This is a genomic window from Pseudoalteromonas sp. NZS127, assembly GCF_015864805.1.
Lineage (GTDB): Bacteria > Pseudomonadota > Gammaproteobacteria > Enterobacterales > Alteromonadaceae > Pseudoalteromonas > Pseudoalteromonas nigrifaciens.
The window spans coordinates 142,331-163,909 of sequence record NZ_JADYWN010000005.1 but is presented as its reverse complement, the minus strand read 5'-3'; the positions used below and the strand labels follow the sequence as shown (position 1 = coordinate 163,909).

General features: G+C 40.2%; 25 protein-coding genes. 9 read left to right on the top strand and 16 right to left on the bottom strand.

Annotated elements, in window-relative coordinates; all coding sequences use genetic code 11:
- Positions 1-20: 20 nt before the first annotated feature.
- From folK to sfsA, 5 genes are all read right to left on the bottom strand, one after another.
- Positions 21-506: a 2-amino-4-hydroxy-6-hydroxymethyldihydropteridine diphosphokinase gene (folK, locus tag I6E78_RS07260; protein ID WP_011327302.1), complete on the bottom strand. Its 486-nt coding sequence runs from the start codon at positions 504-506 to the stop codon at positions 21-23.
- 5 nt (positions 507-511) lie between these two features.
- Positions 512-1,933: a polynucleotide adenylyltransferase PcnB gene (pcnB, locus tag I6E78_RS07255; RefSeq protein WP_080516806.1), complete on the bottom strand. Its 1,422-nt coding sequence runs from the start codon at positions 1,931-1,933 to the stop codon at positions 512-514.
- Between the two features lie 193 nt (positions 1,934-2,126).
- Positions 2,127-3,023: a tRNA glutamyl-Q(34) synthetase GluQRS gene (gene gluQRS / locus I6E78_RS07250; protein WP_089367799.1), complete on the bottom strand. Its 897-nt coding sequence runs from the start codon at positions 3,021-3,023 to the stop codon at positions 2,127-2,129.
- A gap of 20 nt (positions 3,024-3,043) precedes the next feature.
- Positions 3,044-3,487 (bottom strand): RNA polymerase-binding protein DksA, encoded by a 444-nt coding sequence (gene dksA, locus I6E78_RS07245; RefSeq protein WP_011327305.1) that lies wholly within the window; start codon positions 3,485-3,487, stop codon positions 3,044-3,046.
- A gap of 315 nt (positions 3,488-3,802) precedes the next feature.
- Positions 3,803-4,519, bottom strand: coding sequence for a DNA/RNA nuclease SfsA (gene sfsA, locus I6E78_RS07240; RefSeq protein WP_197182213.1), 717 nt, complete (start codon positions 4,517-4,519; stop codon positions 3,803-3,805).
- A gap of 104 nt (positions 4,520-4,623) precedes the next feature.
- Between sfsA and pepB the strand changes: the two genes are divergently transcribed.
- Positions 4,624-5,919, top strand: a complete 1,296-nt coding sequence (gene pepB, locus I6E78_RS07235) for an aminopeptidase PepB (RefSeq protein ID WP_011327307.1) — start codon at positions 4,624-4,626, stop codon at positions 5,917-5,919.
- A gap of 186 nt (positions 5,920-6,105) precedes the next feature.
- A complete protein-coding gene (locus I6E78_RS07230) occupies positions 6,106-6,672 on the top strand; it encodes a phosphoribosyltransferase (RefSeq protein ID WP_011327308.1) in 567 nt (188 codons plus the stop codon).
- Between the two features lie 89 nt (positions 6,673-6,761).
- Here I6E78_RS07230 and I6E78_RS07225 read toward each other — a convergent pair whose 3' ends face one another.
- The gene (locus tag I6E78_RS07225) at positions 6,762-7,418 is read right to left on the bottom strand and encodes a Crp/Fnr family transcriptional regulator (RefSeq protein WP_011327309.1); all 657 of its coding nucleotides are present in this window, start codon (positions 7,416-7,418) and stop codon (positions 6,762-6,764) included.
- Positions 7,419-7,695: 277 nt separating this feature from the next.
- Between I6E78_RS07225 and I6E78_RS07220 the strand changes: the two genes are divergently transcribed.
- On the top strand, positions 7,696-7,932 hold the full coding sequence (locus I6E78_RS07220; protein WP_011327310.1) for a YgjV family protein: 237 nt from the start codon (positions 7,696-7,698) through the stop codon (positions 7,930-7,932).
- A 23-nt stretch (positions 7,933-7,955) separates the two neighbouring features.
- Here the strand turns inward: I6E78_RS07220 and I6E78_RS07215 are convergent, their stop codons facing one another.
- The 6 genes from I6E78_RS07215 to I6E78_RS07190 all read right to left on the bottom strand — a co-directional run bounded on the left by I6E78_RS07215 (position 7,956) and on the right by I6E78_RS07190 (position 11,659).
- The gene (locus I6E78_RS07215) at positions 7,956-8,624 is read right to left on the bottom strand and encodes a FlgO family outer membrane protein (protein ID WP_011327311.1); all 669 of its coding nucleotides are present in this window, start codon (positions 8,622-8,624) and stop codon (positions 7,956-7,958) included.
- 113 nt (positions 8,625-8,737) lie between these two features.
- Positions 8,738-10,411 (bottom strand): amidohydrolase, encoded by a 1,674-nt coding sequence (locus tag I6E78_RS07210; protein ID WP_197182212.1) that lies wholly within the window; start codon positions 10,409-10,411, stop codon positions 8,738-8,740.
- 123 nt (positions 10,412-10,534) lie between these two features.
- A complete protein-coding gene (locus tag I6E78_RS07205) occupies positions 10,535-10,771 on the bottom strand; it encodes an EF-hand domain-containing protein (RefSeq protein WP_182679001.1) in 237 nt (78 codons plus the stop codon).
- Between the two features lie 7 nt (positions 10,772-10,778).
- Entirely contained in the window at positions 10,779-11,015 is a 237-nt protein-coding gene (locus tag I6E78_RS07200; protein ID WP_011327314.1) for a hypothetical protein, read from the bottom strand.
- Positions 11,016-11,170: 155 nt separating this feature from the next.
- A complete protein-coding gene (locus I6E78_RS07195) occupies positions 11,171-11,398 on the bottom strand; it encodes a hypothetical protein (protein ID WP_058372653.1) in 228 nt (75 codons plus the stop codon).
- Positions 11,399-11,425: 27 nt separating this feature from the next.
- On the bottom strand, positions 11,426-11,659 hold the full coding sequence (locus I6E78_RS07190) for an EF-hand domain-containing protein (RefSeq protein ID WP_011327316.1): 234 nt from the start codon (positions 11,657-11,659) through the stop codon (positions 11,426-11,428).
- A 310-nt stretch (positions 11,660-11,969) separates the two neighbouring features.
- Here I6E78_RS07190 and I6E78_RS07185 point away from each other — a divergent pair, with 310 nt between their 5' ends.
- The 4 genes from I6E78_RS07185 to I6E78_RS07170 are packed head-to-tail and all read left to right on the top strand — an operon-like array spanning position 11,970 to position 15,848.
- Complete coding sequence (locus tag I6E78_RS07185) at positions 11,970-13,427, top strand: HAMP domain-containing sensor histidine kinase (protein WP_197182211.1); 1,458 nt, start codon at positions 11,970-11,972, stop codon at positions 13,425-13,427.
- Position 13,428: 1 nt separating this feature from the next.
- Positions 13,429-13,971, top strand: a complete 543-nt coding sequence (locus I6E78_RS07180; RefSeq protein WP_011327319.1) for a hypothetical protein — start codon at positions 13,429-13,431, stop codon at positions 13,969-13,971.
- A 2-nt stretch (positions 13,972-13,973) separates the two neighbouring features.
- Positions 13,974-15,323 (top strand): sigma 54-interacting transcriptional regulator, encoded by a 1,350-nt coding sequence (locus I6E78_RS07175; protein WP_058372656.1) that lies wholly within the window; start codon positions 13,974-13,976, stop codon positions 15,321-15,323.
- A 24-nt stretch (positions 15,324-15,347) separates the two neighbouring features.
- On the top strand, positions 15,348-15,848 hold the full coding sequence (locus tag I6E78_RS07170) for a DUF1543 domain-containing protein (protein ID WP_011327321.1): 501 nt from the start codon (positions 15,348-15,350) through the stop codon (positions 15,846-15,848).
- A 15-nt stretch (positions 15,849-15,863) separates the two neighbouring features.
- Here the strand turns inward: I6E78_RS07170 and I6E78_RS07165 are convergent, their stop codons facing one another.
- Positions 15,864-16,091, bottom strand: coding sequence for a hypothetical protein (locus I6E78_RS07165; protein ID WP_089367803.1), 228 nt, complete (start codon positions 16,089-16,091; stop codon positions 15,864-15,866).
- Between the two features lie 142 nt (positions 16,092-16,233).
- Here I6E78_RS07165 and I6E78_RS07160 point away from each other — a divergent pair, with 142 nt between their 5' ends.
- Positions 16,234-17,484, top strand: a complete 1,251-nt coding sequence (locus I6E78_RS07160; protein WP_011327323.1) for a multifunctional CCA addition/repair protein — start codon at positions 16,234-16,236, stop codon at positions 17,482-17,484.
- A gap of 18 nt (positions 17,485-17,502) precedes the next feature.
- On the opposite strand, the gene I6E78_RS07155 is transcribed toward I6E78_RS07160, so the two are convergent.
- From I6E78_RS07155 to pdsR, 3 genes are all read right to left on the bottom strand, one after another.
- Positions 17,503-17,667, bottom strand: coding sequence for a hypothetical protein (locus tag I6E78_RS07155; RefSeq protein ID WP_011327324.1), 165 nt, complete (start codon positions 17,665-17,667; stop codon positions 17,503-17,505).
- 150 nt (positions 17,668-17,817) lie between these two features.
- Positions 17,818-19,953 carry a proteobacterial dedicated sortase system histidine kinase gene (gene pdsS / locus I6E78_RS07150; RefSeq protein WP_197182210.1) on the bottom strand — a complete coding sequence of 712 codons (2,136 nt, stop codon included), beginning with the start codon at positions 19,951-19,953 and terminating at the stop codon, positions 17,818-17,820.
- Positions 19,953-20,642 carry a proteobacterial dedicated sortase system response regulator gene (gene pdsR, locus I6E78_RS07145; protein ID WP_011327326.1) on the bottom strand — a complete coding sequence of 230 codons (690 nt, stop codon included), beginning with the start codon at positions 20,640-20,642 and terminating at the stop codon, positions 19,953-19,955. The genes pdsS and pdsR overlap by 1 nt, the downstream gene beginning before the upstream one ends.
- A 202-nt stretch (positions 20,643-20,844) precedes the next feature.
- On the opposite strand from pdsR, the gene pdsO reads away from it, so the two are divergent.
- Positions 20,845-21,579, top strand: coding sequence for a sortase-associated OmpA-like protein PdsO (gene pdsO, locus I6E78_RS07140; protein WP_197182209.1), 735 nt, complete (start codon positions 20,845-20,847; stop codon positions 21,577-21,579).

Here is a 21,579-nt window from a genome sequence, read left to right as displayed (position 1 = left end):
CCGGCATAAGCCTTAGTTAATTACTGTGGTAATTGTTGTAAATTGTTAAGCGGTAATGTATTTGCAATAGTGTGTAGTGCAATGCCGCTGGGTAAAATAAGTTTTGGCGCAAGTTCTAGCAGTGGATACACAACAAACTCACGTTCAGTTAAACCATAATGAGGCACTATAAGGCGCTCGGTATTAATTGTTTGTGCGTCAAACAATAACATATCTATATCTAAAGTACGTGGCCCCCAACGCTCGGCTTTTCTAACACGGCCATGCTCAAGCTCAATTGCTTGGGTTAAATCAAGCAGCTTTTCAGGGCTAAGCGTAGTGTTTATGCAGGCAACGGCGTTAATATAGTCAGGTTGGTCTTGTGGGCCCATGGGCTTACTCGCATAGTAATGCGAAACACTTATAAATTCACAATCTGGCAGCTTTTTAAGCGCGGCAATAGCGTTATCAAGCTGCTTTTTTGGTGAGTTTAAATTGGCACCCAAACCTAAATAAACACAGTGCATAGAAGTTACTCTGTTGGCTTTTTAGGTGTACGACGGCGAGCGCGTCTGCGTGGTTTTGGCCCCGCAGGCTGACCCAAGGTTCTTACCATTTCTTTTTGGCCATTAATATCTAGGCTCAAATATTGTGTCCACCACTGAGCAAGCTCGCTATGTTGTGTTTCTCCTGCCTCTACACGCATTAATAAAAAGTCGTATGCGGCTTTAAAGCGAGGTTGCTGCGTTAATCTGTATGCACGTTGGCCGGCACGTTTATCTAAACGATGCTGTATATGCCAAATGTCGCGTGCGCCTAAAGTAAAGCGTTTAGGAACAGCTATGTGCTGGGCGTTATCGCTAAGTACACTATTAATTGCTTGCGAAAATGCATCGTATTCAGAGAGCTGCTCTTCATTTTGTACTGTTTTAGTGCGCTCTAATAGCGGAAACCAAAGTAGCGCAGCAAATACATACGCAGGGGTTACTTTTTTATCTGCGTTAATACGATCGTCTGTATTTTTAAACATGTTTTCAATAAAAGTGGCTTCAAGCCCGCCCGGATTATTATCTAAAATACGGTTTAGCTCTGGAAACAGTGAGTTAAATAGGCCGTATTTGCGCAGCATTAAGTAGTTAGCTTGTGCTTTGCCGTTTAAAAACAGTTTGAGTATTTCTTCAAACAAACGCGCTGGTGGTATGTTATCTAGCAAACTTGCTAAAGCAGTCATCGGCTTTTCGCTGTTTGGTGCAATTTTCATATCTAGCTTAGTGGCAAAGCGTACCGCACGTAGCATGCGCACCGGATCTTCACGGTAACGCGTTTCTGGATCGCCAATTAGCTCAATTTGTTTAGCTTTTATTGCGGCTAAACCATTGGCGTAATCGTAAATACAAAAATCGTTAATTGAGTAATAAAGTGCATTGATTGAAAAGTCACGGCGTTCTGCGTCTTCCTCAATACTGCCAAATACGTTATCGCGTAGCAATTGTCCTTGCTCACTCGATTGGCTTATTTGGTTTTTGTCCTCTGGCGCTTCGTGGTGCCCGCGCATGGTAGCTACTTCTATTATTTCACGACCAAATACAATGTGAGCTAAACGAAAGCGGCGGCCAATTAAACGACAGTTTCTAAATAACTTTTTAACTTGTTCTGGCGTGGCATTTGTTACCACGTCAAAATCTTTTGGCTGTTGACCTAACAATACATCGCGAATACAACCACCAACTAGGTAGGCGTCAAAACCACCGTCTTTTAAACGGTATAAAACTTTGATTGCATTTGGGCTAAATTGTTTACGAGAAATACCATGTTCACCTCGTGAGATCACTAGCGGTTCGCTGCTTATTGCCGTGTTTTCGGCACTGGCATTAGGGCCGATTATTTGTCGACAAAATTGAAAAAGCTTGGAAATAATAGTCTGTCTCCTAGAAGGTGTTGATTGACTTGCCATTGCAATCAAAATTACAGCAAATGTAGGTGTTATAACCTATTACTGGCTGATTAATGTAAATAGCATATATTTAGGCGGCTATCATATACCAGCAAGGTTTAAAAATTAAGTTGCTGCACTGAAATTAAGCCATTTTTAGCGATTTTTATTTACTTAAAGGTCTAAATTATTGCGCGCGGGGAGTTGTGGGCTGCTAAATTTGAATTTCAGCAAGGTTTGGCACTTGATTTAAGCTAAAGTTATTTACCCCCCATGCAAGTAGTTGCTCAATATTTAAGTCCATAAGCTGGTTATGTACCGCTAGGCCTAAAAACGCGAACACATCGATAAGTACCGGTTTAGGGTTTTGCTTACAAATTGCTGGCGCATAATTTTGCTTTGAGAGCTTAAAGCCTGGCTTTGCAACCGCTAAGGGTAAATGAGCAAATTGGGGGACTGGGCTATTAAGTTGTTTAAACAAACTGATCTGACGAACGGTAGGCTCAATTAGGTCAGCCCCTCTAACAATGCGCGTGATCCCTTGGTCTATATCGTCAATTACCACGACAAGCTGGTAGGCAAATAAACCATCGCTGCGCTTTATTATGTAATCTTCAGCAGCAAAGGCGTTATTAACGTTTATGTCGCCTTGAATTAAATCGTTAAATTGGTTGGTGGCAAAGCTTTGGCTAAGGCGCAGGGCACTGTGGGTTATATCTTGGTGCAGGTTTTTACAATGACCTTGGTAAATTCCGCCAATAGCTTTAATCTGTTTGCGCGAGCAACTACAGGCATAAATAAGGTTTTTATTGTGTAAAGAGTTAACAACATCTTGGTATAAATCTAAACGTTGTGTTTGATAAACGACGTTTTCATCCCAGTGCAGAGAATAGGCTTGTAAGGTATTTAGAATGTCGGTGTCGGCGCCTTTTACAACGCGAGTGGTGTCTATATCTTCGATGCGAACTAACCATTTTCCTTGGTTAGCTTTAGCATCAAGATAGCTACCTACAGCCGCTACTAATGAGCCAAAATGTAATGGCCCAGAAGGAGACGGTGCAAAGCGACCGCAGTATTTACGCGTTGGCGTAATAACGGCTGTAGTAAACATAACTAATTAATATAAGTTAATTAGCCACGTCCAGATTGCTTTTCTTTAATTTCTGCAAGTGTTTTACAGTCTACGCATAAATCAGCAGTCGGGCGCGCTTCTAAGCGGCGAATACCAATTTCGATACCACAAGACTCACAAAAACCAAAATCATCTTCTTTAATTAAGTTGATTGTTTTTTCAATTTTTTTGATCAGTTTACGTTCGCGGTCACGAGTACGCAGTTCTAAAGAGAACTCTTCTTCTTGCGCAGCACGGTCAACTGGATCAGGAAAGTTAGCAGCTTCATCTTGCATATACGATTTAGTACGATCAACTTCGTTGCGTAAATCGTTACGCCAAGTTTCTAAAATTGTTTTAAAATGAACACGTTGTGCTTCATTCATATACTCTTCACCTGGTTTTTCTTGGTATGGTTCTAAACCGGCTTGAGCCAATAATCCTAATCTATTTTGGTTTGGCATAACTCTCTCCTAAATCCTTAATTTAATGCCTCAGCATTAGCCGGCGGTATAAATAACAGAATCTTATACCCTAGGCAAATTTATTTTTAATTAATCGAATTAGCTGTAACCACGTTTATTGATTTAAAAGTATGATAAGTAATATTTGTACTTTTTTTAATCGCACTATCGGTTTCTAAACTTGCCTATATATGTGGGCTAAAATTTAAAAAACAAGGTGTTACTTAAAGTTTACTTTATATATTTAGCCCATTACCGCTGCTTTATATTTGTATTTACCAAAACCTAATTACAACACTTTGTATTAAATGATGATTATATAAAAGGGAGCTTCTCTTTTAAGATGATTTCATTGGTAGAAATATCTGCTTTATATGCTAATACCTCAACGCCTTGGTTAATTGCCTCATTTAGTAACTGTGCATATTTATTGTCTATATGAGCAGCAGCGCTTACCTGATTTATTCCCTGGTGCAGTACAGCAAAAAGTAATACTGCACGATGACCTTGCTCTACCATCTCTATTAATTCGCGAATATGTTTTTGCCCGCGCAGAGTTGGTGCATCAGGAAAGTAGCCTTGGCCACTGCGGGGGTTATCTTGGCTTAATAGCGTTACCGATTTAACTTCAACGTAGCAATTAGGACGCTCATCGCTGGTTAGTAAAAAGTCGATACGGCTGTTTTCGTTGCCATATTTAACTTCGCTTTGTAATTGCTCATAATTGTTAAGCTCACTAATAATATTGGCATTTATAGCTTCAGCAACCACTTTATTTGCTACTGCGGTATTAACGCAAATAAGTTGCGATAAGCTATTTTGGGTGAGCTCTAACGATTGCGGGTATTTGCGTTTGCTATTAGTACTGGTGGAGTAAAAAGCATTAAAACCGGGTTCAGCGCAGCCAGTCATTTTACCTGTATTGGCACAATGGGCGGTAAACTCTGAGCCATCACTGAGCTGTAAATCAGCTAAAAAACGTTTATAGCGTTTTAATAAGGTGGCTGATTGCAGGGCAGGTTGGTACTTCATAATAACTTCCGTAGCGTAATTTATGTTATTTATCTCAAGCTGTTGGGAACTCAAGCGCTCTATAGTAAACTCGGTGGCACATTTAAGTGCAAGGATATTCTAACATGAGTGAAAAATTTGTTGTTCAACTAAGCGAGCAGTCAGCACCAAGCCATTGGGGCGAAAACGCGTCGTTATCTTTTAATGAACACGGGGCAACCGTTCATTTATCTGAGCAAGAAACATTAAAAAATGTTCAAAAAGCAGCGCGTACTATTGCTACTCAAGGCGTAAAAGCTGTTGAACTAACTGGCGATACTTGGTGTACCGAAAGCCAGTGGGCGTTTTATCAAGGGTTTGTAACGCCTAAATCGTTAAATGGCGTTACCTTTGTTGACAACGCACAGTCAGATATTAAAGAGCTAGGTAACTTAAAAACCTCAGCTATTTGGGCTCGCGAAATGGTTAACGGTACTGCCGATGACATTTACCCAGAAAGCCTTGCTGAAAAAGCCGCTGAATTTATTCAATCGTTAGCGCCTGAGCATGTGAGCTACCAAATTATTAAAGGCGATGCATTATTAGAGCAACAGTGGATCGGTATTCATGCTGTTGGCCGTGGTAGTGTTCGCCCGCCAGTTTTACTTGAGCTTGATTACAACCCAACAGGCGACGCAAATGCGCCAGTAAGCGCTGCGCTTGTAGGTAAAGGGATTACGTTTGACTCAGGCGGTTACTCAATTAAGTCAAGCGAAGGTATGCTAGGCATGAAGTGCGATATGGGCGGTGCTGCTACAGTAACGGCTGGTTTGGCGCTGGCTATTAATCGCGGTATTGAAAAACGTATTAAGCTGTTTTTATGCTGTGCAGAAAACTTAATTTCTGGCCATGCTTATAAATTAGGTGACATTTTAACGTATAAAAATGGCACTACAGTTGAAATTGTAAATACTGATGCTGAAGGGCGTTTAGTATTAGCTGACGGCTTAATGGCCGCAGGTGAGAGTGGTGCGCCATTAATTATTGATGCTGCAACACTAACCGGCGCTGCGCTAGTTGCTGTTGGCCAAGAGTACAATGCTTTGTTTGCACTTGATAAAGAGCTAGTACGTGAAGTTGAAGACTTTGCTTCTCAAGAAATGGAAGCAGCGTGGCCATTACCACTTGAAAAGTGGCATCAGCAAAACTGCCCATCGGCTTATGCCGATACAGCTAACAGCCGTGCGCAAAAAGGCGGTGGTTATGGTGGTGCATCAAATGCGGCTGGTTTCTTATCGCGCTTTGTAGCAAATGATGGCAAAGGCTGGGTGCATATTGATCTGGCAGCTGCATTTAATATGAGCAGCACTAACCAATGGGCTGCAGGCGCTACCACACAAGGCATGCGTACTGTTGCTCGCACCTTGTTAGAAAAAGCGTAATATTTGCAGAGTTAGTTTATTAAAAAATTATAATAGGCACCGTTTGGTGCCTATTTTTTTGTGCTGCAAACAAGCATTTTGATTTAAATTACGGTAAAATCCCTCGCCTTAGATGTTTGAACGTTTCATTTACAGCTTTAATCTAAGCTGCGCTCAAATGTTGTACTCACCACTGGGATCCTAACTATGTCAGATAAGTGCTATATCACGGCTCAACAATTACTTGAAGATTCATTTCGCGTAGCAGCGCAAGTGTATAATGATGGCTTTCGTCCAGATTTCATTATTGGTATTTGGCGAGGTGGTGCACCCATAGGTATTGCAGTGCAAGAATTTTACGATTACAAAGGCATTGAAACCGATCACATTGCGGTACGTACATCGTCTTATTATGGCATTGGAAAGCAATCTAAAGAGATAAAAGTACACGGTTTACACTACATTGTAGAAAATGCTAATGCAGGTGACTCATTACTCATTGTTGATGATGTGTTTGACTCTGGCCGCAGTATTTTTGCATTAAAAGAAAAGCTTTCAGAGCTAATGCGTTTAAACTTACCGCGCGATATTCGTATTGCATGCCCTTACTACAAGCCTAAAAACTCTAAAGTAGACATGAAGCCAGATTACTATATTCATGAGTCTGAAGAATGGCTAGTGTTTCCGCATGAGTTATCGGGTTTAACACCGGATGAAATTATTGCTGGCAAATCAGACCTAGCAAAAATACATGACATTTTGCTAGAAAAATAATCAACCTGCATAAATAAAAAAAAGGCCATTAAGGCCTTTTTTTATGGATAAAACTTAACGTTTCAACCTATGTAACCTGATGTAATAAATTACAATTGCGCAAAGCTATCTACATATTGGCTTAGGCGCGGTATATCTACTGCTAATAAACCTTGGGTACTTCTTTGTACTAAGCTTTTTTCTACGAGTTCTGTTACAACGCGCCTGTAAGCGCGCTCAGTGGTTGCAAAACGTTCTGCTTCGGCATTTACCGTAGGATACGCACGCAGCAATGTAGGGTTGTTGTTTTCGGCTCTTAGTAGGCAGTCTTTAGCTATGTTATAGCTCAGTGGCAGTAATAATTTATCTAGGTTTATTTTTTGATTTTCTTGAAATTTAGCCGCTATAGTTTGTGCTGTGTATAAACTCAGCTCAGGTTTTTCAAGTAATAACGCACGCCAATGCTTTAACTCAATTAAATTATAAGTTACATCGCTAAAACAGGTTACTGTATAAATGCAGGGGTTATTATTGAGCGCTTCTATTTCACCAATGAGGGTGTTATTGCAATCGAGTTGACCAAGCAGCAGGCGTCGTCCGTTACCTACATCGTAACTAAACGACACAGTTCCGCTGCGCACAAGTACCAACTTAGTTAAAGGCTGGTCTTGTTGTATTAATATTTCTTTTTTTGATTGCTGATAACTACTACCGGCAAAGGTAAGTAGTTGTTCAACAAGATAACTGGAAAAATGGTATTGAAACATCAATCATACTCTTCGGACAATTGTCCTATTTATTGCACCTTAATGGCGATAGCATCAAAGCTCTAAGAAATTATGTTAAATTAATTAACATATCAGGTGCTGCTAATATAATGGGCTGGCACTGTTGGACTAATTATTTGAGCAGTATAGCTGCTGATAACCAACAGAGTTTTAAGCCATTTATAGGTTAACTTTTATTTAGCTGTTACGTTGCTGTACAGATTCAATGTACTAAAGTTTAATATGCAATGCTAACCTAAAGCCTAGGAGAGAACAATTGAGTTGGGAATATTTAGGTTATATAGCATCTGCTTTACTGGTTGCATCGTTAACAATGACCGACGTGGTAAAGCTGCGTTGGTATAATTTATTTGGGTGTATCGCCTTTACTATTTATGGCTTAGCTATTGGTGCAGTACCCGTTGCCTTTACTAACGGCTTACTCGCGTTTGTAAACGCGTATCATATTATTAAATTATACCGTAATAAACAGCCAGAGCCTAAAAAGGATTAGCCTAAGCTAATCCTTTTTGGTTTTTATAAGATTGCGTCAAGCGCTATGCCGTCAACGCGGCGAGTGGGATATAACGACTCAACCACAAAACTAGGCACAAATCCTTTAGCCGAAGACACCACTACCTTTGACTTAGCGCCAATAATACGTGCGTTTACAATAACACCGCGATTGGTGTAAGTAAGTGTGCCAGTTAAAGTGTATTCAATATGCGGGTAGCCTTTAATTTCTCGACCATTACGACTAAATGAAAAGTCGCCATTTGGGGTTACATGTACAGTACCTGTGTGTTTGTAATCTACAACAGATAATCCAAACTCTTGTAGTTCAGTAATAAAGCTCTCAGCTAAATGGTTTCCAAAAATATTAGTTGTTTGTAGGTTATCATCTAAATTTACAAAAGAAGTAATGGCAATAGGGGTATTACTATTTATGTAATTCATATTTTCAATTAGCTTCATGGCTAATTGTTCGGTGTAATTACTAAGTAATTTACTGCTATTTATTGGGCGGTAATTTTTTTCTGGAAACTGCCAGTTACTCACGCGAGGCGAGTCATTTTGAACGTGCCTTTTGTTATGAGAATAGTCATTATGAGGAGCGTGACCATTGTAAACAGGGTGACTAGAACAAGCTGAAAGTGAAAGGGTAAAAAGTGCCGATAAAGTAAGAGATATTTTTTTAGATAACATGTTTTCTTCCTGAAACATAAGGGGATTTTTAAATACCCCACTTTATCGACACACTTTTTGATTACTTTAATTAAATTTTATCATTAATTTGTTATTTTCAGTTTGTATTCAGTTTATTGCGCAGTCACAGCCTCTTTTTCGTAACGAAGTTTGCCTGCAATCCATGTTTGTAATACGTTTATTTTATATAGTTCATCAACCGGGGCTTTAAAATAATCTTTATCTATTAAAATAAAGTCGGCCCACTTTCCTTGCTCTAAACTACCCACTTTAAACTCTTGATGCGCTGCATAAGCGCCGCCTAGGGTAAAAGCACGCAGTGCGTCTTCACGGCTTAATACTTCGCTAGCACGCCAGCCCTGGGTTGGTTGTTGGTTGTGATCCATACGAGTAATTGTTGCATACAAGCCATCAAAAGGATTTGCCAATTCTATTGGGTAGTCAGATCCTGCTGCAATCACTGACCCTTGTTTTAAAAAGGTTTGCCATGCATAAGCACCCGCTAATTGCTTTTCGCTTAAGCGTTGCTCTGCCATGTGCATATCAGAGGTGGCATGCACTGGTTGCATTGAAGGAATAATTTTTAATGTTTTAAAGCGCTTAATATCATCAAGCGTTACTATTTGTGCATGCTCCATACGGTTACGTAGTAAAATTCCGCCGGTTGCTTTAAATACATTTTTATAAGCATCTAATACAACGTGGTTAGCTTTGTCGCCAATTGCATGGGTGTTGGCACTAAAACCGCTTTTAAAACTAAGCGTAAATAACTCTTCTAGTTTTTGCTGGGTTTCGAGCATTAAGCCATGGTGGTTTTTTCTATCGGCATAATCCTCAATTAGCGCCGCGCCACGCGAACCTAATGCGCCATCAGCATAAACCTTAACGCTGCGAATAGACATAAAGTCGTTGGCATCTTGGTATCGACCTGCTTTTAACATGGTTTTTAAATCGTGACTCGCGCCACTGAGCATTGCCACAATACGCAGTGGTAAATTGCCTAGTTCACCGCGTTCTTTGTATAATTCCCAAGTGGTTTTATCTATACCCGCATCATGGGTTGAGGTAATCCCTAAACTTAATAAATGATTACCGGCAGCATCTAAAGAGTCACTAAGAGTTTGTTTTGATGGTTTTGGCATAAATTGTTTAATTAACGATTCTGCTTTATCTACAAATATACCAGTAGGATTGCCAAATTCGTCTTTAATAATTTCGCCGCCTTCTGGCGATTGGGTGTTTGCAGTAATGCCCGCAAGCTCTAGGGCTTTGCTATTTACCCAAATAGCGTGGCCATCAATTCTCGATAGTACAATAGGGCGATCGCTCACTACTTTGTCTAAATCGGCAGCGGTAGGAAACTGCTTTTTTTGCCACAGCTCTTGATTCCAGCCACGGCCAATAATCCAACCTTGTTTGTTATTTGCAAATACCTTGAGTTTATTAGTAACTTCATCAATAGAAAGCGCACCGCGTAAATCTAATTGTGACAGGTTATTACCTAAACCAATAATGTGACCGTGTGCGTCAATTAAACCCGGTAATAGCGTATTGCCATGAGCGTCAATAAGCTTGGCATCAGGAAAGCTATTTTTTAGCGTATCGCCGCCAAGTTTAACTACTTTACCGTTTTTTATAACTAAAGTAGAAAACTGCTGCACTTCACCTTTGTACAAAGGTGTGTAGCCGTTGGCGTTGTAAATAACTTTAGTTTGCGCAACCGCAAGGCTTGAGCCTGCGCAAAGGCAAGCGAGTAGCAAAGGTTTGATTATTTTTTTGAGTGGCATAGTGAGCTTATTTTTATTGTTAATGGCTTTAACATAACAAACTCACTTTTATAATACCAACCACTTGAGGTGGTTGGATTGTTATTTGTGCAGAGTAAGCCAGTTAATTTATTGGTAAATTAATTACTGACTTGCATAAAGTGTAAATTCGCTTAAAGAGAGGTGGCCGTCTTTGTCTTTATCGTAACTTGCAAAACGAGACCATAGGGCAGGGTCACTGGCTGTTTCTGCTCGGCTTAATAAGCCGTTTTGGTTACGATCAAATTTTTCAAATTGCTTGGCAATGTTATTGCTGCTGGCAAAGCTTGGTGTGCTACAAACACTAAGCGCAACGAGCGCTATATAGCTTATATTTTTCATAAATTACTCAGTAGAGGTTATTCGTAAGATAATTTTTAAATTCAACCAATGAAATTTTATTATCTTGGTTTTTATCCCATTTGCTAAAGTTGTTTAGTAAGTGCGGTTGAGCCTCAAGCTCATGGTGAATTAAATAGCCGCTTTGATCTGTATCAAGGTGATCAAAACGTTGCTTTACATCAAGTGCTAATGAATTAAAGCTTAGTAATAATAAGCAACTAACTAAACAAGCGCGTATCTTCATGGTGCTCCTTCGCAAAGCTCATTTTAATGTCATTCGTAATAAAATAAAGTACTTGCCATAATTTAACGCCCAACATTAAATCCATTTACACACTCCCTCAGGGGTTATAGCAAATACTTTTAGTTAATTTTACAAGACCAAACTTGAATTTAAACTTAAGGCTTAAACGCCTCAAACTCTTTTTTAGAGATCATTTCATCGTTATTTACATCTAAATCAGAAAACTGTTTCATTACTTCTTTATCTTTTTTGGCTTCGGTAATAGATATTTTTCCATCCATATTTTTATCTAAAAAAGCAAAACGAGCATTAAACGATGAAGCCAGGGCAGTAGCACTAATAACTAAAAACAGTAACGAAAATGCGGCTATAAGCTGTTTCATAAAAAACTCCTTTGGTTACTAGGTTAGTTACTTAATAAACTGTTTAAACTCATCTAGCGACAGCTGACCATTTTGATCAGTATCTATTTGTGAAAAGTTTTCATGAAGTACGGCGTCCTCACCTGCTTCAGCTTCGCTGAGAGTACCGTTACTGTCTTTATCAAGTTCATTAAAAGTAGCTTGTACATCCATTGCCAGCGCGTTAGCGCTCAAAAAGCCTAGCGCAACGATTGGCATAATAATTAAAAAGCGATTACTCATGGTCATTTCCTTATAAGATAAACTTAGATTAACTATTACAAAAACGATGCCAATTATTTTTATCTTTTAAATTCAGTTGCTTATGGTTTTTGGTGTTATAGGTTAAGCAAGTTTTACAGGTATCTGTGTGTTTTTTGCAACGAAATTTGGCTTATAAATAAAGAAGCAATATAAATCAAAGAGTTGAGTTGTTGCTGTTTGGCAACAGGCGGCTTTACAGTACGAATAACAGATATGTAAATTGATTCAGCTAGTGTATAACTTAAACGCTTAATAATAGGCTGTTTAAAGTTACTAAAGGATGGATGCAATGCCAGCAGTGATGGCTGAAAAATACAAAGCAATACTTAATTGGCGCCCTAATTTAATTAGCCAGTTTGTAATGAGTATGCTGCTGTCGTTATTACCCTTATCGTTAGTGGTTATTGTATTTTTAAATGCGCTTAATAAGCAGTTAGCTGTAACTCAGCAAATTGTTAGTAATAACTACCAAGTAACTAAATCGTTTAATATTTTAAAACAAGAACTCAATAGTTTAGAGCGCGCTACTCGGCAAAATTGGGTACTAAAAAGTGAGTCACTCGATACGCTCATAGTTGATAAGTGGCAAGCATCGCTACAAAGTATTGAAGATCTTACACGTATAGCGCCCAGTAAAAGTCACACCGCACAATGGCAGCGTTTAACGAATACTCTGCAACTAGCACACACTCAACTTGTTGAACAAAAACAACAGCAGGTAGCCTTGTTTTTACCTATTAGCGATTTACTCGCCGAACTTACCTTATGGTTACGCGATAAAAGCGAAACCCAAATTACTAATAATCAAAAAGAAATAGCGCAGTTGCAAACTTCATTTATTAACTGGCTGGTGGCGCTAATTCCGCTAACACTCTTAGTAGGAGGCGGTTTTTTGTGGCGTATAAGTGGCCGTTTAAAAAGCCTGACTAAAATTATTGGTAAATTAGGGCAAGGTGACTGGCAACAAAAAATAGCCGTGCAAGGCTCAGCAGAGCTAGTTGAATTAGGTAATAAATTACAATGGGTGCAAGCTCAGTTACATATACTTGAGCAGCAAAAAGACACCTTTTTACGCCACGTTACCCACGAACTTAAAACACCTCTAGCCTCAATGGTCGAGGGCACCGACTTGCTCAGCGATGAAATAGTTGGCCCTATAACTAAAGAGCAACGCGCTGTACTTGAGCTTATTAGCCAGTCTATGGTGCGCCTTCGTACTATGATTGACAGCCTACTTAGTTATAACGCGATTCGTACTAGTAAAGACAGCGTAAGTGAGGTTGAGTTTAATCATTTAATTAATAAAATTAATAGTCATTTTGAGCACCGCCTAACAGCCCGAGAGCAAATCCTTATTTGGCATAACAACTTACCTAATAAGGCGCTTGCGTTACCTGGGGAGTTAATTGAAATGATTTTAGTGCAATTAATTTCTAATGGCTTAAAGTTTTCACAACACGGGCAGGCAGTATCTATAGCGTTAACCTTTGAGCACAGTAAGCTAAAAATGGCGATAAGCGACGAGGGATGCGGAATTAAAGAGCACGAAAAAGCACATGTTTTTAGCGCATTTTATCAAGGTAAGCATAGCAAAAATGTTACGCTACAAGGCAGTGGCTTAGGCTTAACTATTGTTAAAGAGTCAGTAGAGCAATTAAACGGACAATTATTAATAGAGCAAAATGAACCCCAAGGTTGTCGATTTTTAATTACGCTTCCCATAATAACAAATCAAGGAGTTAACTAGTATGACCTCGCGTTTAATGGCTATTTTATGTGTGTGTGGCAGTGCCATCATTTTATCGGGGTGCAAAACTAATAACCCCCAACAGCAAGTGGTTGATAGCCCAGTGGCGCAAACTCAAACTAAAGTAACGAGCGATAAAAACAGCCAGCCAAGCCCAAAGCCTCGGCCTAAAAGCGATCCTATGTATCCCCCTGCGGAGCAAGTAATAGCCTGGCATGCTAATAAATGTGGTGGTTTTAAGTTAACCCCAGATAACAAAGATTTTGTTGGCGAAAAAGAACTAAAAAACTTTTTTCAATTTATGTGTTTAAACACTAGTAGCGATCCTAATACGGTAATGAGTAAGTTACTTAAACTTGACCAAGCTTACTATTGGCCAGACGATATAAAACAGTATTTATGGCTACAAAAACAACAAGTAACACTACAAATAAATGCTAAAAAAGAGCAGCAAGCACTTAATAATAAAATGCAACAAACGCTCTCGTCATTAGCAACCATAGAGCAGCAACTGTTATTACGCGAAGAAACTAAGGAGCAGTAGTTATGCCAGCAATAAAACCGCAAGGTGCAAAAGTATTATTAGTGGATGACGATGCCAGCTTATTAAAATTGCTCGCTATTCGTATCGAATCAAAAGGCTACGAGGTTACCACCTGCGAGAGCGGCCTAACTGCGTTACAAATATTAAAAAGCCAAGTGTTCGATGCCGTAGTAACCGACCTGCGCATGGACGAAATGGATGGCATGGCACTGCACCGCCAATTGCAAAGCCGCTATCCGGCATTGCCCGTTATTATGATGACAGCGCATGGCTCTATTCCTGATGCGGTAGAGGCTACCAAACAAGGCATTTTTGCATTTATTACCAAACCAATAGATAAAGACGAGTTATTCGACAGCTTAGCAAAAGCGATAGAAATACACGGCGTAAATGCCGATGAAATAATACCCACTAGCAATATAGTTACCCGTAGCGGCGCTATGCTACATTTGCTAGAGCAAGTTAAACTGCTAGGGCCAACGCAAGTTAACGTATTAATATCGGGAGCCAGTGGTACGGGTAAAGAGTTATTAGCTCAAGCTATTCATCAGCATAGCCATGTAAGTAAAGGCCCATTTGTAGCGATAAACTGCGGCGCAGTACCGGGTGAACTGCTAGAGTCAGAATTATTTGGTCATAAAAAAGGCTCGTTTACCGGCGCCATAAAAGATCACCAAGGACTGTTTCAACAAGCTGAGGGAGGCACCTTATTTTTAGATGAAATAGGTGATATGCCGCTAAATTTACAAGTTAAGTTACTGCGCGTATTGCAAGAAAAAACCATACGTCCAGTCGGCTTTCAAGAAGAAATAGCCATAGATGTTCGCATTGTATCGGCAACTCATAAAAACCTCCCCGAAGCGATTATAAATCAGCAGTTTAGGGAGGATTTATACTACCGCTTAAACGTGGTTAATTTAAAACTCCCTCCTTTGTGCGAGCGTCGCGAAGATATAAGTCTACTTGCACAATACTTTAGCGCCAGTATTGCAAAGCGAATGAAGCAAAGCGAAAAACACTTTGCCAACGACGCCATGCACGCACTCGTGCGTTACGACTGGCCAGGTAATATTCGCCAACTTCAAAACGTGGTAGAGCAAGTTGTAGCACTTACCCCAAGCGAAGTTATTTCAGAGCATTTAGTGCTAAGTGCATTAAATAGCAACGAAAAAAATGTAGAGCCATTGTCGCTAAACGACGCTAAAAAAGAATTTGAACGCGACTACGTAATAAACACCCTTAAAATGGCTGGTGGAAATGTCGCCGAAGGCGCAAAACTAGCTAAACGTAACCGTTCAGATTTTTATAAACTGATTAAAAAGCACAATATAGATGTTGATAATTTAGCTTAAATAACCAATTTATAGGAACTAAACATGCAGTTATTCATGGTGTATTTAGGTGGGCGAATTCAGGGCTGCCATATAGAAATGCACGACATTCGTTTTGTAGTTGGGCAAAACATTGAGCAAACCTATACTAAATTAAAAAGCCAATGGGTGGGCGACAAAAACAGCGTGCATATGGATAGCTACATGGCAATTAACCACATAGATGGTTATAAAGTTACAGTAAGCGACACGCCAGTTGAGCAAACTAAACAGCTTTACTTTGTAAACTTAGGCGCCTACAGAAGCGATTTAATGGCTGAGCAACACGACTTTGCACTGTATGTAGCAAGCAGTAGTCAAGAGGCCAAACAGCGCGCTAAAAACGATTTACTCGCTGGCTTTAGCCATATTCATAAAGATGATTTACACGACGTAGACGATTGCTTTGCAATAGATTTACTCGACAGCCAGCTTAGTATAAAACTGACCCCAAGTGGGCAAGCACAAAAAATTAAACCTGATTGGTTTGGTTATCATGTACTTTAAACACATAACGCAGGATTAAGAATCCTGCTCGTTTTGTTCTTTTTTTTCGCTTTTAGCCGCCATTTTAAAGGCTACAACCACTAAGCCAAACATTGCAAATGGTAGCGCTGCTAACATGTATTCAATCATGTTACTGTCTTGATAATCTGCTTGCATAAAAAAGTGCCCCACCACACACATTAAAATAACCACCAGTAATATAGGCAGTAGCATGAGTTCTTTTTTTGCAGAGTGCTTTTTCATTGTTGTTATGACTTTAGCTAAAAATAAAGCGCTATTGTAATGAGCAAGTTAGCGGTAGGTCAAACTACTCAGACTTTTAATATGGTTTTGGGTATAATTAGTACCATTAATTGCAGTTTTGGTATTTGTTTTTGGAGGTTACGTGGATAAAGCATTGGAGCAGGTTTACCTAGTTGGTGGTGCAGTGCGTGATTTACTGCTAAAAAGAGCATCAAATGACAACGATTATGTTGTTATTGGCGAAACGCCACAGACAATGGAAGCGTTAGGCTTTGTGCCAATAGGTAGCGACTTTCCGGTTTACTTACACCCAAAAACCAAAGAAGAATATGCACTTGGGCGCACTGAGCGAAAAAGTGGTAAAGGCTATACCGGTTTTGTGGTTGATGCCAGCCCAGATGTGACTCTAGAGGAAGACTTAGCCAGACGTGATTTAACTATAAACTCTATGGCGCTCGATGCTAACGACAATATAATTGACCCATTTAACGGCCAACAAGACCTTAAAGATAAAATACTGCGCCATACAACAGATGCATTTGTAGAAGACCCAGTGCGGGTGTTGCGTATAGCTCGCTTTTTAGCCCGTTTTGGCAGCGAGTGGCGTATACATCCGAGCACTTATGCACTAATGCAACAGCTTAAGCAGCAAGGCGAGCTTAATCATTTAGTGCCAGAGCGAGTATGGTTAGAGACCGAAAAAGCCCTGGGTGAAAAGCATCCCGAACTTTATTTTCAAGCGTTGCAAGGCTTAGGGATTTTTCCCGAGCTTGAGAAAATGGTTAATGTGCCGCAACCTAAACAACATCACCCCGAGGGTGATGTGTTTGTGCATACCATGTTAGTACTTAGGCGTGCAGCCGATTTGAATTTTGATTTAGCAACGCGTTTTGCTGCATTAACTCACGACTTTGGTAAAGCGATCAGTTTTAAAAAACGCGGTAATTTACGTGGCCATGAACGAGATGGGGTTGCTGTAGTTGAACAGTTTTGTGAACGCTTAAAAATACCTAATTGCTTTCGCGATATTGGCGTACTTACTAGCGATAATCACACTCTTTGTCATACATTAGAGCAATTAAGGCCCGAAACGGTTCATAAGTTAATTGTGACTAATTTAAACGCCTTGGTTCATCCACAACGTTTTATTGCTTTTACTCAAGCATGCCAATGCGATGCACAAGGGCGCGGCGAAACACTCGTAGATAAACCTTACCCGCAAGCAGCTAAGCTGCGTGCTATTCATGCAGAACTATTAAAGCTAGATAAAAAACAAGTGGTACAAGCTGCACTTAACAGCGGCAAAAAAGGCCCAGAAATAGGCGAGGAAGTTAAACAAGCGGAAATAAACTGTGTAAAAGCGTTTTTAACACGAGAAAAACAGGCACAGTGAGTAGGGCATTAAAAGTAATTAAATTAAGTAACTTGATGTGCTGTTATCTTTATTGCACTGGCGCTGCGTTACTTTTTTATAGTTGCGGTTTTGGCTCTGCTCGCTTACAGGTTTAGTGCTTGTTGTTGGCCTATATAATTCAAATATAAAATCTAACTCTTCTTGCTCTAATAATGGGTGCATGATTAAACCTTAGCTTAGGGTGATTAGCGCTAGGTTAGGGTTTTGCCACTGAATTAAAAGTGAACAGTTACATTTTAACTCTTACTAAATTGTAACCCAAAAAAAGCCAACCCAGTGGCGAGTATTAGTTAAGTAAATTACAACCCACTTTTACTTAACTAATGGCAGGCTTACAGTAAACACTACGCCATCGCCCTGTTGATTGTTTTTAGCGGTTACACTGGCATTATGGTAGTCGCACACCAACCTTACAATATAGAGTCCTAATCCTAAATGTGGCTGTTGCTGCATTTGCTGGCTACGCACCGACACCATAGAATCAAAAATATGCTCAGTTAAACCTGCAGGTAATAATGGACCATAATTCCCTACGGTTAAAATTGCTGCACTGTCGTTTTGCTTTAAGCTAACACTAATTGGCTTTTCTGCGTGGCTAAATTCAATTGCATTATTAATTAACTTATCGAGCAGTTGCGCTATAAACTCTGGTGCGCCTTGCATAGGAAGCGCAGTTTGGCATATATCAAGTGTAAACAGCTGCTTAGGGTAAGTAAGCTGGTAGCCCTGCATGCAGCCACTTATTACTTTTTGTAAGTCGAATGGCTCAGGCTCATTGCTTTGAATACTTTGCTCTAAGCGAGTGGCTTCGCTCATGGTGGTAATAATTTTACCTAAGCGTTCAACGCCTTCACTGGCGCGATCTAAGTACTTTTGACTCAGCTCGCTTTGTGGTTGCATTTGCAGATTTTCGAGCGATGAGCGTACTACCGCAACAGGTGTACGCAGCTCGTGCGATAACCGCGACGACATATTTTCTAAATAGTTAGTATAGCCACCAAGGCGGCTGACTATATTAGCAAAACTGCGTGATAGATCGCCAATTTCGTCATTAGCATCGCTGTAATTAATACTGCCAGTAACTCGCCCTTGTGCATCTATAGCTTGCTCTGCAGTATCGCGCAAACGCCTAATACGGCTCGATATTCGAGAGGCAAAAAAGAATAACGTTACTGTGCCAATAAGCATCACGGCTAAAATAACGTTAAATAATTTTTCGAGCGATTTATTACGCAGTGTACGTACGCCATTGGTAGTTTCCTCGGCTATTACCGCGCCAATTACTTTATCTTGGATCCAAATAGGGTAAGCAGCCGATAAAATAACGGCTTTACTGTCGGGGGTTAATCGCCACGATGATGCAGGCTGGCCTTTTAGTGCTTTGGCTAAATGACTGCCTTGCATAGCTGCTACGTCGTGCAGAGTATCTAAAAATTCGTTTTCGGGGCGTGTTAAAATTTTATAATAAAGGGGATGCAAGTAGTTTTGCTCAAACTGTTGCCACCAAGTTTCAGGAGCTTGATTGGCAAGGCCGTCAGCCCATACGCCATCGGCATGATGAATCGAGCCCGATTGTGCTAATACTCTATGATGCTTATCGACCACCCAAATACGGCTGCCACTGTGGCCCATGCCTTTTAAAATACGATTAATTTCGGGAGAGGGCACAAGTACTGAACCTAAATCGCTGGGGTTATTTAAGTTTGAGGTCGACATTATTTTAGGTTCTAACAAGGGCTCTTTGTTATCTACATCAACAATGGCAAAGCCAAGCTTATTGCCAAGCATACTAATAGGAAAGCGTAGCTCAATATTGTAGCCAGCCGCCGTACTGCTAAAATAGCCCTGAATTTTTGTAAAGGGTACTTTGCTATCTGCATTAAAAGCGTTTACCCAGCCATCTTGCCGTGGCGCAATAATATAGCGGTTAAACTGCCCATCAGGTGTTTTTAAGCCAATTTTTAAATGGTCGTTATTAGTAATACTTAAACTGTTTTTTGGTCGATAAACGAGTTGGTTATCAGTTACTTTAAACAGTGCATAAAGGTAATTATCAAACTTTCCTACCATGTGCTCAAACGACAGATCGCTGGCTTGATGCTTGTTGTCGGTTTTTTGTAAGTAGCGTTTGTCGTATTGCCAAAATAATGCCTGATAGCTCTCCCAATCAGTGAGCTTACCATCGAGTTGAATAGGATTTTTAAGGTTGTACGCGTATAGATCGCGGCCCTTTACAACTTGATCTAAAAAACTAGTTTGCTGATCAAATAATGCAGGGCGTTCATGCAGGGCAGTGGCGAGGGCACGGGTAGTGCCTACTAAGGTTTTTTCTTGGCCTTGGCGTAAAAACTTTTCCATTTCCCACACATATTCGTAGCCCAACCAGGGCAATAAAAATAAAAAGCAAGAAAGTAAAATAAACTTACTACGTAGGCCAAATCGCAACATTAAATTTGCTCCCACCTGTAGCCCATGCCATACACTGTATCTATGCAGTCAAAGTTACTATCGAGTGCTATAAATTTTTTACGAATACGTTTTACGTGTGAAGTTATGGTGCTGTCGTCTACATAAATTTTAGCATCACTCATTAATTCATTACGGCTTTTAACATGTCCGGGGCGCTGTGCGAGGGAGTGCAACATCCAAAATTCGGTTACTGTTAAATCAACTAATAGTTGTTGCCAAAACACCTGCATGCGCTGTGTGTCGAGCGTTAGCGGCCCACGAGTTATAAGTGCATTTTCGTCGGCAGGTTGTTTAAGTGCTTCCATACGACGAAATAGCGCACCAATACGCGCCGCTAAATGAGCCAAACTAATATCTTTTGTGAGGTAATCGTCGGCGCCCATACGTAGGCCGCATACAGTGTCTATTTCGCTATCGCGAGCGGTTAAAAAAATAATAGGCAGCGTTTTAGACAGTGAGCGCAATGTTTGGCACAGCAAAAAACCACCATCTATTTCATTACCTAAGCCAATATCAACAATGGCTAAATCGGGCAGGGCATTTTTAAACGCCGCTTCTGCGCTACTACGATTTGCATACCCAGTTACCTGATAACCTTGTGCGCTGAGCATTTCAGTGTAGTTTTCGCGAATGGCGGGTTCATCTTCAATGATGGCTATTTTTTTCATTTCTGGGTTTATCCTCTTTATTACCAACGCACTATAACGAAGTTTTTAAGCTAAGTACGCTTAAAAAGGCAATTGCCTTTTTTTTGCCACAATTGCTCAGTGGTTTGCCATTTTTGCTCCCCTTTGTTGCCACTTGAGCTTGTTTTAATACACCCATCAAAACAAAACATCATAAATTAAAAAGTAAGTTTAAGGATCAATCATGAAGAAGACATTAATAGCGCTAACCCTAGCGGCCGTTTTTTGCGGTCCCGCATTAGCATCAACCTCTAATAATACGGCTACAAAAGAAGCGCACACCGAAACCGCAATAGGCTTAGGAGCGGGCGCTATTATAGGTGGTGTAGTAGGCGGCCCTATTGGTGCTTTTGTGGGAGCATTTGCTGGTGGTTTAATAGGCGATGCAAAAGTTGCTGATAACAAAATTGCCCAGCAACAGCGTGCAATAATTGTAATGACAGAAAAAACCAACGACTACCAACACCTGCTTAACCATAACAGCCAGTTAGAGCAACAAATCGAAGTGCTTGCTAATCAAAATGAGCAGTTAACACAATCGCAAATTAATAATTTACTTGCCATGACAGTACAGTTTAAAACCGGCTCACGTGTTATTGCGCCACATTTTGCATTGCAGTTAGACCAACTCGTTACGCTTTTAAAAAACCAGCCACAGTTAGCGCTCGATTTAAGTGGGTTTGCCGATCAACGCGGTGATGAACAAGCCAACCTTTTACTTTCAAAAGCACGTGTAAATGCGGTGCAAAGCTATTTAATAAAACAGGGCGTAAGCCACACGCGCTTAAGCACGCAAGCATTTGGTGAGCAGCAAACACTTGCTAAAACTAACACAGTAGAAGACAACACGTTTGATCGGCGGGTAACCCTTACTACTCGTTTAATAAATCCTGTAAATAGCCAAACAGCAAGTAATTAA

What these genes read in the sequence shown, in the direction of transcription:
- folK (WP_011327302.1), bottom strand. Translation starts at nt 506, where the DNA reads ATGCACTGTGTTTATTTAGGTTTGGGTGCCAATTTAAACTCACCAAAA.
- pcnB (WP_080516806.1), bottom strand. Translation starts at nt 1,933, where the DNA reads ATGGCAAGTCAATCAACACCTTCTAGGAGACAGACTATTATTTCCAAG.
- gluQRS (WP_089367799.1), bottom strand. Translation starts at nt 3,023, where the DNA reads ATGTTTACTACAGCCGTTATTACGCCAACGCGTAAATACTGCGGTCGC.
- dksA (WP_011327305.1), bottom strand. Translation starts at nt 3,487, where the DNA reads ATGCCAAACCAAAATAGATTAGGATTATTGGCTCAAGCCGGTTTAGAA.
- sfsA (WP_197182213.1), bottom strand. Translation starts at nt 4,519, where the DNA reads ATGAAGTACCAACCTGCCCTGCAATCAGCCACCTTATTAAAACGCTAT.
- pepB (WP_011327307.1), top strand. Translation starts at nt 4,624, where the DNA reads ATGAGTGAAAAATTTGTTGTTCAACTAAGCGAGCAGTCAGCACCAAGC.
- I6E78_RS07230 (WP_011327308.1), top strand. Translation starts at nt 6,106, where the DNA reads ATGTCAGATAAGTGCTATATCACGGCTCAACAATTACTTGAAGATTCA.
- I6E78_RS07225 (WP_011327309.1), bottom strand. Translation starts at nt 7,418, where the DNA reads ATGTTTCAATACCATTTTTCCAGTTATCTTGTTGAACAACTACTTACC.
- I6E78_RS07215 (WP_011327311.1), bottom strand. Translation starts at nt 8,624, where the DNA reads ATGTTATCTAAAAAAATATCTCTTACTTTATCGGCACTTTTTACCCTT.
- I6E78_RS07210 (WP_197182212.1), bottom strand. Translation starts at nt 10,411, where the DNA reads ATGCCACTCAAAAAAATAATCAAACCTTTGCTACTCGCTTGCCTTTGC.
- I6E78_RS07205 (WP_182679001.1), bottom strand. Translation starts at nt 10,771, where the DNA reads ATGAAAAATATAAGCTATATAGCGCTCGTTGCGCTTAGTGTTTGTAGC.
- I6E78_RS07200 (WP_011327314.1), bottom strand. Translation starts at nt 11,015, where the DNA reads ATGAAGATACGCGCTTGTTTAGTTAGTTGCTTATTATTACTAAGCTTT.
- I6E78_RS07195 (WP_058372653.1), bottom strand. Translation starts at nt 11,398, where the DNA reads ATGAAACAGCTTATAGCCGCATTTTCGTTACTGTTTTTAGTTATTAGT.
- I6E78_RS07190 (WP_011327316.1), bottom strand. Translation starts at nt 11,659, where the DNA reads ATGAGTAATCGCTTTTTAATTATTATGCCAATCGTTGCGCTAGGCTTT.
- I6E78_RS07185 (WP_197182211.1), top strand. Translation starts at nt 11,970, where the DNA reads ATGCCAGCAGTGATGGCTGAAAAATACAAAGCAATACTTAATTGGCGC.
- I6E78_RS07180 (WP_011327319.1), top strand. Translation starts at nt 13,429, where the DNA reads ATGACCTCGCGTTTAATGGCTATTTTATGTGTGTGTGGCAGTGCCATC.
- I6E78_RS07175 (WP_058372656.1), top strand. Translation starts at nt 13,974, where the DNA reads ATGCCAGCAATAAAACCGCAAGGTGCAAAAGTATTATTAGTGGATGAC.
- I6E78_RS07170 (WP_011327321.1), top strand. Translation starts at nt 15,348, where the DNA reads ATGCAGTTATTCATGGTGTATTTAGGTGGGCGAATTCAGGGCTGCCAT.
- I6E78_RS07165 (WP_089367803.1), bottom strand. Translation starts at nt 16,091, where the DNA reads ATGAAAAAGCACTCTGCAAAAAAAGAACTCATGCTACTGCCTATATTA.
- I6E78_RS07155 (WP_011327324.1), bottom strand. Translation starts at nt 17,667, where the DNA reads ATGCACCCATTATTAGAGCAAGAAGAGTTAGATTTTATATTTGAATTA.
- pdsS (WP_197182210.1), bottom strand. Translation starts at nt 19,953, where the DNA reads ATGTTGCGATTTGGCCTACGTAGTAAGTTTATTTTACTTTCTTGCTTT.
- pdsR (WP_011327326.1), bottom strand. Translation starts at nt 20,642, where the DNA reads ATGAAAAAAATAGCCATCATTGAAGATGAACCCGCCATTCGCGAAAAC.
- pdsO (WP_197182209.1), top strand. Translation starts at nt 20,845, where the DNA reads ATGAAGAAGACATTAATAGCGCTAACCCTAGCGGCCGTTTTTTGCGGT.